Source organism: Streptomyces sp. B1866 (assembly GCF_031932565.1).
In the GTDB taxonomy this organism is placed as follows: domain Bacteria; phylum Actinomycetota; class Actinomycetes; order Streptomycetales; family Streptomycetaceae; genus Streptomyces.
Genome location: NZ_JAVSCF010000313.1, coordinates 1 through 6,607, shown reverse-complemented (window position 1 = coordinate 6,607; position 6,607 = coordinate 1). Strand labels below are relative to the sequence as shown.

The window sequence follows — 6,607 nt, the reverse complement described above, 5'->3', positions numbered from 1 at the left end:
CCCGCCGGACGCGCGCGGCCCGGACGGCGGCGCCCCGGACGGCCGCTGCCCGTGGGGCGCTGTCCGTCCGTCGCCCGGCGGGCGGCCCTCGGGCCCGGGCCGCCCGCCGGGTGCCGGTGCGGTGCCGGAAGCCGACGGGGTGCGGGGGACTGGGCCGCCGGCGGCCGACGAGCCGTCAGGTCCCGAGGAGAACTCGCAGCCTGGCGGGGTGTCACTTTTCAGCCCGGCGGAAGCGGACGGAGCGTCAGAAGACCCTGAGACCCGCGCTTCTGACGGCGCGTCGGCCCTCTCCGGCCCCTCCGCCGAGCGCGCGCCGTCCGCCCCCTCCCGGTCCGGCGCCGCCTCCGCGGAGTCCGCCGCCCGCCCGCCGGGCGGCGTGGGCACGCGCGGGGGCTGGGCGGGGCGGGGCGGCGTGCGGCGGGGAGTGCGTGCCTGTTCCGCGCCGGTGCTCACCTGCACCCTCCCGCACCCTTCGAGACCTGACTCACGCCGCGCGGCCCGTCGCGCCGCCCCGACGCCTATCGGGGCAGGCCGGCCCGCATGCGGACATCACGCCGCTGACCTCCCGGCAGCGGTGTGCGCGACACTCTACGGTGCCGGGGGCACCGAGCGCACCGACGCCCTCTACCCACCGGTAACGACGTCTGGCAAGCTGCCGTCCATGTCCGTTCACCTCGCCGACCGGGCCCGTTTCGATCGTGCCACCGCCCACCTCGAAGCGCCCTTGGCGATCGTCGACCTCGACGCCTTCGACGCCAACGCCCGGGACCTGGTGCGCAGGGCGCGCGGCAAGCCGATCCGGGTGGCGAGCAAGTCCGTCCGCTGCCGAGCGCTGCTGGAGCGGGTGCTGGAGATGGACGGCTTCTCGGGGATCATGAGCTTCACTCTCGGCGAGTCGCTGTGGCTGGCCCGTACGGGATTCGAGGACATCCTGCTCGCCTACCCGTCGGCCGACCGCGACGGGCTCGCGGCGCTGAGCAGCGACCCGAAGTTCGCGGCGGCCGTCACCGTGACGGTGGACGACATCGGACAGCTCGACCTGCTCGACAGCGTGCGCGGCGGCTGTCAGGAGATACGGGTCTGCCTGGAGTGGGACACCTCGCTGCGGCTGCTGGGCGGCCGGGTGCGCTTCGGCGCGCTGCGCTCGCCGCTGAGCGACCCGGAGCAGGTGGTGGACCTGGCGCGGGCCGTCGCGCGCCGCCCCGGCTTCCGGCTGGTCGGGCTGATGGCCTACGAGGCGCACGTGGCGGGCGTGGGCGACGCGGTGGCCGGGCACCCGCTGCGCTCCCGCGCGGTCCGGCTGATGCAGGACGCCGCGCGCCGGGACGTGGCCGCGCGCCGGGCCGAGGTGGTGCGGGCCGTGCGGGAGGTGGCCGACCTGGAGTTCGTCAACGGCGGCGGCACGGGCAGCGTGCAGTACACCGCGGCCGAGGCGGCGGTGACGGAGATCGCCGCCGGTTCGGGGCTCTACCAGCCCCGCCTGTTCGACTCCTACAGCTCCTTCCGCGGCCGCCCCGCCGCGCTGTACGCCCAGCCGGTGGTGCGCAGGCCCGGCGCGGGCGTGGTGACGGTGCTCGGCGGCGGCTACCCCGCCTCGGGGCCCGCGGGCGCGGACCGGCTGCCCGCGCCGTACCTGCCCGAGGGGCTGCGCTACGACCCGGCCGAGGGCCCGGGCGAGGTGCAGACGCCGCTGCTCGGGGCGGCGGCCGACGGCCTGGCGATCGGCGACAAGGTGTGGTTCCGGCACGCCAAGGCGGGCGAGCTGTGCGAGCGCTTCGACGCGCTGCACCTCATCGACGGTGAGTGGCTGACGGCCACCGTGCCGACGTACCGGGGCGAGGGCCGTACGTTCCTGTGACCCGCGGGCCCGTACGGTACGGACCCGTACGCCCCGGCCCCGGACGCGCCCGGCCGCGAGCCCCGGCCCGTCGGCCGCCGCGGCTCACAGGGGCGTGACGTACGCCCCCGCGATGCCGCCGTCGACCAGGAACTCCGAGGCGTTGACGAACGAGGAGTCGTCGCTGGCGAGGAACGCGACGGCCGCGGCGATCTCCTCCGGCTCGGCGAAGCGGCCCACCGGCACGTGCACCAGGCGGCGCGCCGCGCGCTCCGGGTCCTTGGCGAACAGCTCCTTCAGCAGCGGGGTGTTGACCGGCCCCGGGCACAGCGCGTTGACCCGGATGCCCTCCCGCGCGAACTGCACGCCCAGCTCGCGCGACATGGCCAGCACGCCGCCCTTGGACGCCGTGTAGCTGATCTGCGAGGTGGCGGCGCCCATGACGGCCACGAAGGACGCCGTGTTGATGACCGACCCGCGCCGCTGGCGGCGCATGTAGGGGATCGCGGCCTTGCAGCACAGGTACACCGACGTGAGGTTGACCTCCTGCACCCGCTGCCAGGCCGCCAGGCCGGTGGTGAGGATGGAGTCGTCCTCCGGCGGCGAGATCCCGGCGTTGTTGAACGCCACGTCCACCGAGCCGTAGGTGTCGTACGCGGCCTGGAACAGCGCCTCGACCTGCCCGGGGTCGGTCACGTCGGTGCGGACGAACAGCCCGCCGGCCTCTGCCGCGGCGGCCTCGCCGGTGGCCGGGTCGATGTCCGCGCACACCACGTGCGCTCCCTCGGACGCCAGGCGCCGGACGGTGGCCAGGCCGATGCCGCTGCCCGCGCCGGTGACGACGGCGGTGCGGCCCACCAGGCGGCGGCAGACGGGGCTCTCGGTCACTCAGGTCTCCTCGGTGCTGATGAACACGTTCTTGGTCTCGGTGAAGGCGGCCAGCGCGTCCGGGCCCAGCTCCCGGCCGAGGCCGGACTGCTTGTAGCCGCCGAAGGGGGTCCAGTAGCGCACGCTGCTGTGCGAGTTGACCGACAGGTTGCCCGCGGCGACCGCGCGCGTGACGCGCAGCGCGCGGCCGACGTCGCGGGTCCACACCGAGCCGGACAGGCCGTAGTCGGTGGCGTTGGCCAGCCGCACGGCGTCGGCCTCGTCCTCGAAGGGCAGCACGGCGGCCACCGGGCCGAAGATCTCCTCGGCCGCGACCCGGTCGCCGGGCCCGGCGGCCTCCACCACGGTCGGCGGGTACCAGTAGCCCCGGCCCGCGGGCGCGGACCCGCGGATGGCCGCGGGCGCGTCCTCGGGCACGTAGGACCGTACGCGCTCGCGCTGGGCGGCGGAGATCAGCGGGCCCATCCGGGTGGCGGGGTCGGACGGGTCGCCGACCGCCCAGGACGTCACGGCCGGCTCCAGCAGCTCCATGAACCGGTCGTAGACGGAGCGCTGCACCAGGATGCGGCTGCGCGCGCAGCAGTCCTGGCCGGCGTTGTCCAGGAAGGAGGCGGGCGCGGCGCGCGCGGCCCGCTCGACGTCGGCGTCGGCGAAGACGATGTTCGGGCTCTTGCCGCCCAGCTCCAGCGTCACGCGCTTCACGCCCGCCGCGCACCGGGCCATGATCTCCTTGCCGGTCGCCGTGGAGCCGGTGAAGACCACCTTGGCCACGCGCGGGTGGTCCACCAGCGCCCGGCCGGCCACCGGGCCGTGGCCCGGCAGCACCTGGAAGACCCCCTCGGGCAGCCCGGCGTCCAGCGCCAGCCCGGCCAGGCGCAGCGCGGTCAGCGGGGTGGTCTCGGCGGGCTTGAGGACCACGGCGTTGCCCGCGGCCAGCGCGGGCGCGGTGCCCCAGGCGGCGATGGGCATGGGGAAGTTCCACGGCGCGATGACGGCGACGACGCCCAGCGGCTCGTGGAAGGTGACGTCGAGGCCGCCGGGCACGGGGATCTGCCGGCCGCTCAGCCGCTCCGCTCCCCCGGCCGCGTACTCCAGCAGGTCGCGCACGTTGCCCGCCTCCCAGCGGGCGTCGGCCACCGGGTGGCCGGCCTCGCGGACCTCAAGACGGGCCAGTTCCTCCCGGTGCGCGTCGACGGCGGCGGCGAACCGGCGCAGCAGCCGCGCCCGGTCGGCCGCCGCCAGGCGGGCCCAGCCGCGCTGGGCCCGCTCGGCGCGTACGACGGCGGCGTCCGCGTCGGCCGCGGAGGCGGCCGGGACGGTGGCGACGACCTCCTCGGTCGCCGGGTTCAGCACCGTCAGGGTGTCGGGGGCGGGGGAAAGGTCGGGCACGGTCGCGGCTCCTCACATCCGCTCGAAGGAGCGGTATCGCTCCCAGTCCGTGACGGCGGTGTCGTACGCCTCCTGCTCGGCGCGCGCCATGGTGAGGTAGTGCTCGACCACCTCGTCGCCGAACGCGGCCCGGGCCACCGGGCCGGCCTCCCACAGCTCGGCGGCGTCCCGCAGCGTGGCCGGCACGCGCGGCAAGTCGCTCGCGTAGGCGTTGCCGGTGCAGGCGGCGGGCGGCGCCAGCTCCGCGTCGATCCCGTGCAGCCCGGCCGCGATCATGCCCGCGACGGCCAGGTAGGGGTTCACGTCGCCGCCGGGCAGCCGGTTCTCCAGGCGGTGGGAGGGGCCGCGGCCGACGACCCGCAGCGCGCAGGTGCGGTTGTCCGGGCCCCAGGCGACGGCCGTCGGCGCGAAGGAGCCGCTGCGGAAGCGCTTGTAGGAGTTGATGTTCGGCGCGTACAGCAGGGTGAACTCGCGCAGGCAGGCGAGCTGCCCGGCCAGGAAGTGCCGCATGGTGGCCGACATGCCGTACGGGCCGGAGTCGTCGGCGAGCACGGGCCGGCCGTCCGCGTCGCGCAGCGAGAGGTGGACGTGGCAGGAGTTGCCCTCCCGCTCGTCGTACTTGGCCATGAAGGTGAGCGCCACGCCCTCCTGCGCGGCGATCTCCTTCGCGCCGGTCTTGTAGACGGCGTGCTGGTCGCAGGTGGTGAGCGCGTCCGCGTACCGGAAGGCGATCTCGTGCTGGCCGAGGTTGCACTCGCCCTTGGCGGACTCCACGGCCATGCCGGCCGCGCCCATCTCGTTGCGTAGGCGGCGCAGCAGCGGCTCGACGCGGCCGGTGCCGAGGATGGAGTAGTCGACGTTGTACTGGTTGGCCGGGGTCAGGCCCCGGTACCCGGCGTCCCACGCCTGCTCGTAGGTGTCCTTGAAGACCATGAACTCCAGCTCGGTGCCCACGTACGCGCGCCAGCCGCGCTCGGCGAGCCGGTCCAGCTGGCGGCGCAGGATCTGGCGCGGCGAGGCGGCGACCGGCGAGCCGTCGTGCCAGGCCAGGTCGGCGGTGATGAGGGCGGTGCCGGGGTGCCAGGGCACGCGGCGCAGGGTGCCGGGGTCGCCGTGCAGCGCGAAGTCGCCGTAGCCGCGCTCCCAGGAGGCCATGGCGTATCCGTCGACGGGGGTCATGTCGGCGTCGACGGCGAGGAGGTAGTTGCAGCCCTCGGTGCCGTGCTGAAGGACCTCGGACAGGAAGAAGCGGGCGGCGAACCGCTTGCCCTGGAGCCTGCCCTGCATGTCGGTGAAGGCGAGGACGACGGTGTCGATCTCCCCGGCCTCGACCAGGGCGCGCAGGTCGGCGACGGAGAGCGGGGGCGGGCGGTCTGCCACGGGGAGGTGCCTCCTGTCGGGGGTCGGCCGGAGATCATAAGGTAGGCGATCCCGCCGTCCCGCGACGACGGGGGGCGTTCCTTCCGCCGGGCGCGTACGGGCGCGGTGGGCCCGTACGGTGCGGGCCGCCGGCCGGGCCCCGGGCCGGGCGCCCATGGCGGCTCCGCACGCGCGACATCCCGGCACCCCTCAGGACATCCGACGCCCAGACGACCGACGCCCAGACGACCGGCATCCCGACGACCGGCATCCCGACGACCGGCATCCAGACGACCGGCATCCAGACATCCAGCCGCCCCGACGCCCAGGAGCAGCCCATGGCCGCCGCAGCCGAGCGCCGTACGCCCCTCATCGGCGTGTCCACCTACCTCGAATCCTCGGTCCGCTGGGACGCGTGGGACCTGCCCGCGGCCCTGCTGCCCGCCGGCTACCACCGGCTCGTGGCCGATGCCGGGGGCCTGGCCGCCCTGCTGCCGCCGCAGGAGCCCCGGACGGCCGCCGAGGTGGTCGCGCGGCTGGACGGCCTGGTCGTGGCGGGCGGGCCGGACGTGGAGCCCGTACGGTACGGGGCCGGCCCGCACCCGCGCACCGGCCCGCCCGCGCGGGAGCGCGACGCGTGGGAGCTGGCGCTGATCGACGCGGCGCTGGCGGGCGGCGTGCCGCTGCTGGGGATATGCCGCGGCATGCAGCTGCTGAACGTGGCGCGGGGCGGCACGCTCGTGCAGCACCTGCCGGACGTGGTCGGCCACGAGGGGCACGTCGGCCCACCGGGGGCCTTCGGCCGGCACGAGGTGCGGCCGGTGCCCGGGACGCTGCTGGCGGCGGCGGTGCCGGAGCCGTGCACCGTGCCCACCCGCCACCACCAGGCGGTGGACCGGCTCGGCGCGGGCCTGGTCGCCTCGGCGCACGCGGCGGACGGGACGGTGGAGGCGGTGGAGCTGCCGGGGGCGGCGTCGTTCGTCCTGGGCGTGCAGTGGCATCCGGAGATGGACGACACGGGCGACACGCGGGTGATGCGGGCGCTGGTGGCGGCGGCGGGCGGGTAGGGCGCCCGGGGTCCCGGGCGCGGGCCCGGCCACCGGCCCGGAGCCTGGCCGGGCCCCGGGTCCGAGG

At 76.2% G+C, this 6,607-nt stretch carries 5 protein-coding genes; 2 read left to right on the top strand and 3 right to left on the bottom strand.

Going from position 1 to position 6,607, the window contains the following annotated elements; translation table 11 throughout:
• The first annotated feature begins 661 nt into the window (after positions 1–661).
• Entirely contained in the window at positions 662–1,858 is a 1,197-nt protein-coding gene (locus RKE29_RS26800) for an amino acid deaminase/aldolase (protein ID WP_312008245.1), read from the top strand.
• Positions 1,859–1,942: 84 nt separating this feature from the next.
• On the opposite strand, the gene RKE29_RS26795 is transcribed toward RKE29_RS26800, so the two are convergent.
• Genes RKE29_RS26795 through RKE29_RS26785 form a run of 3 tightly spaced genes read right to left on the bottom strand, consistent with a single transcriptional unit; the run spans position 1,943 to position 5,494 of the window.
• On the bottom strand, positions 1,943–2,725 hold the full coding sequence (locus tag RKE29_RS26795) for a 3-oxoacyl-ACP reductase (protein ID WP_312008244.1): 783 nt from the start codon (positions 2,723–2,725) through the stop codon (positions 1,943–1,945).
• The gene (locus RKE29_RS26790) at positions 2,726–4,114 is read right to left on the bottom strand and encodes an aldehyde dehydrogenase family protein (RefSeq protein WP_312008243.1); all 1,389 of its coding nucleotides are present in this window, start codon (positions 4,112–4,114) and stop codon (positions 2,726–2,728) included.
• A 12-nt stretch (positions 4,115–4,126) separates the two neighbouring features.
• Positions 4,127–5,494 (bottom strand): glutamine synthetase family protein, encoded by a 1,368-nt coding sequence (locus RKE29_RS26785; RefSeq protein ID WP_312008242.1) that lies wholly within the window; start codon positions 5,492–5,494, stop codon positions 4,127–4,129.
• Positions 5,495–5,811: 317 nt separating this feature from the next.
• Here RKE29_RS26785 and RKE29_RS26780 point away from each other — a divergent pair, with 317 nt between their 5' ends.
• Entirely contained in the window at positions 5,812–6,540 is a 729-nt protein-coding gene (locus RKE29_RS26780) for a gamma-glutamyl-gamma-aminobutyrate hydrolase family protein (protein ID WP_312008241.1), read from the top strand.
• Positions 6,541–6,607: the final 67 nt, after the last annotated feature.

Coding starts and splice junctions, on each gene's coding strand:
- RKE29_RS26780 (WP_312008241.1), top strand. CDS start 5,812: ATGGCCGCCGCAGCCGAGCGCCGTACGCCCCTCATCGGCGTGTCCACC.
- RKE29_RS26800 (WP_312008245.1), top strand. CDS start 662: ATGTCCGTTCACCTCGCCGACCGGGCCCGTTTCGATCGTGCCACCGCC.